Raw genomic sequence first — 2,954 nt, 5'->3', positions numbered from 1 at the left:
ACTCGAGCGAATAAGCTTTCATTTTTTCTGCTGATGTACTGAATGTAGTGTACCACATTTACATGGAATTTGCTGTAACTTTTATTTGTCAACTGCACGAGGTGCAAGCAGATTCCAATTCACCTGAGAAACACCGTACAAAATAAAATTATCCAAAAGTCCGTAAGCATCCCCACAATTGTAACCTTTAGCATTAACACATTTCTTATCCGCCCTTTGATTCACAGCCACAAAAATATCAACTCCATCCGGCAACACGCCCGCATACATCTTTAAATTAGCAAAATCATCAAGGATGCGACCGTTATCATCCACCGGCGGCAATTTCCACTCTTTCGGATTATTATTGCCCCCTAACTGGATTCCCCAAGCATGAGTACCGTCAAGCGCTCCGTTGTGGGCAGTATATCGATTCCAAAGATTATTTCGCTTTTCTCCGATGCGCGGGTTATTTTCATAACCAGCTACCCAATATTCTGACATGAATTTGAGAAAAACTTCCGCTTCCGCAGCAAGCGAACCAGTACCGGGACTCAAATCAGTGTTTCTGCTGCTAAAAGGAACCATGCCTAAATTCCAAGACCAATTTATCCTCCCCGGCTTCGGATTTAGCCAGGTAGAAAAATCGCAGAAGCTACCCTTCCAGATGCAGTGCGGACGCTTCACATCCCATCCTTGACCATAATAACTTTTCCCGTTCCAATGGCGTTTTTCTGGTTCGCGATCGACCATATTTGCTACTCCTTGGGTCATAAAAATTCCCCGGTCAGCCGCCGTATAAATTCCTAAGTTTGTTTTGAAGAAAACCTCCAAAGCCGAACCTTGATGAGTTTCTGGTTTACCCATCTTAGCAGCAGATCTGCCGGAAGCCACAAGCTGCTCCAAAATAATCGTAGGAAATGCCGGACTGGTATTGGAATAGTGATATTGGCCGAGAGGATACTGAAGGCATCGGCCAGCCAAAACCTGCATAATTTCTCCTAAAGTAGGACTTGGCAAAAAATAGCCCGCGCTAGGAGAAATGCCGAGTTGATTTTTTGCTGAACTGATAGATTTGCTGCCCCATTCGCTGACAAGTAACTGTTCTTGTGCTTGAAAATTCGCTGGGGTTTTTAGATTGCGAAGCACAGGCAAATTTGCGGTGACATCTTCAGCATATCTGGGCGCGCTGCGCTGAAGTCCCGATCGGTGCGATAATAAATGTCCGAGGGTGACGTTTTGCCACTGTTTGTCTGCAAATCCTGAGTTGAGATTGGCACACTTGCTGTCTTTCACGGGAACGGGAAATTTGACTTTTCCCGAAAATACGGCGTGCAAGTTTTCAGGGATAATCGCTACTGGATATTGCTTGTTCAAACCCGGAATTAGCGGCGGATAATGCTGGGGGTCGAACAATTTCATCCCTTCAATTTGGTCGTCAGTCAGTTCTAAACCGGCTCGATCGCGCGCCGTCTCTTTAAGCGCCCAGCGCACCATTGCAAAGGTAACAGGCTTGCTGATACTGCCCATACGCATGGGGGTATCTGCGGGTACGATCGCAGCCAGAGGAGCCTGCGTATCGTCGCCACAAGCCGGATTCCAGTTATTAGTAGGTCTGCCTTTCATGCGCCCTAGACCCCAAACACCAACGGGTTTACCTTTAACAGAAACACCGAGTACGGCCGCACCGACGCAGCGGTGGCGCATGAATTCTGTCAACGATTGCAAAATCGGCTGGAGTTGCGCGTCACCGCTACCGCTAACAGGGATGTTTTCTTGCGCTAAAGCTGTGTTATTGTTGGACTCGGAAAGCTTTCCCAAGCCTCCTAAGAGGATAGCTGAAATTAAGGTCAAACTTGTGTAGAAAAGTCTGTTGATTCTTTGGCTATCGCCCCTAACATTCCTCATAAAAAACTCCGGTTTAAAAATGTAGGCGGGTTCAATTCTGTCAGATCGATTTGAGTAACAGATACGTTATTGAGAGTAGCTAAAATTTTACCTGTTGCTGTCAAGCGGATTAAGGTATCGCTGTTGGCTTGACTAATTGACAGTTGAGAGGCAGTCAAACCTCTAGTAAGGGCGATCGCATCTTTTCCGGGTTCAAAATCTCGAATGATATCCATCCCTGAATCTGCCCAAACCAGAAAACGATCGTTCCCACTTCCTCCAATTAAAAAATCATCTCCCAAATCGCCGCTTAAAAAGTCGTCTCCGGCTCCCCCAAATATGGTATCATTGTCTTCTCCTCCCCAAATCGTATCATTGCCTTCACAGCCATCCAGTAGGTCGTTATTTTCATCACCCCGCAAGTAATCGTTGCCACCGCCACCACAGGCAGTATCGTCACCTACATTTCCCAACAGAGTATCGTTTTCTTCACCGCCTACAATTAAATCTCTATCCTTACCTCCCAATAAGAAATCGTTTCCTTTGCCCCCATCCAAGAAATCGGAGTCTTCGTTGCCGTGAATGAAGTCGCTATCTTCTCTACCATTTAGCGAATCTTGTCCTCGATTTCCCAATAATGTATCTCTTCCTTCATTACCAAGAATAATATCTTGATTCTTGCCACCAAAAAGCAAGTCATCTGCCGTTGCACCAGAGATAAACTCGTTGCCTTCGTTACCGTTGAAAAAGTCATTTCCTTCGCCGCCAAACAGGTTATCGTTACCTTCTTTTGCCTGGAAATAATCCTCGCTGCTGCTGCCGTCGAATGTCTCATTGCTAGCAGTACCTGTGATGGGTAGATCGATCGTACTATTCACAACTACCTTTTCTACAGGATTGGGTTGGTTGAGATTTGGGAGGGATAGAGAGTTACAAAGGCAATCTTCTGTCGGAATTTCAGTCAGAGTTGGCGTTGGTGTCGGAGTTGGCGTTGGCGTTTCTGTCGGAATCGGTGTCGGAGTTGGCGTTGGCGTTTCTGTCGGAATCGGTGTCGGAGTTGGCGTTGGCGTTTCTGTCGGAATCGGTGT

General features: G+C 46.3%; 2 protein-coding genes. Both read right to left on the bottom strand.

Features of this window, described 5'->3' with window-relative positions:
• Window positions 1-81: 81 nt before the first annotated feature.
• On the bottom strand, window positions 82-1,887 hold the full coding sequence (locus tag QUB35_RS38740; protein ID WP_333148356.1) for a serine hydrolase: 1,806 nt from the start codon (window positions 1,885-1,887) through the stop codon (window positions 82-84).
• Window positions 1,884-2,954, bottom strand: a 1,071-nt coding sequence (locus QUB35_RS38735) for a calcium-binding protein (protein WP_333148354.1), incomplete at its 5' end; no start/stop codon positions are given. The genes QUB35_RS38740 and QUB35_RS38735, both read right to left, overlap by 4 nt.

This window comes from Microcoleus sp. B13-B6 (assembly GCF_036705405.1).
In the GTDB taxonomy this organism is placed as follows: Bacteria; Cyanobacteriota; Cyanobacteriia; order Cyanobacteriales; family Microcoleaceae; genus Microcoleus.
This window is presented reverse-complemented; position numbering and strand designations above follow the sequence as displayed.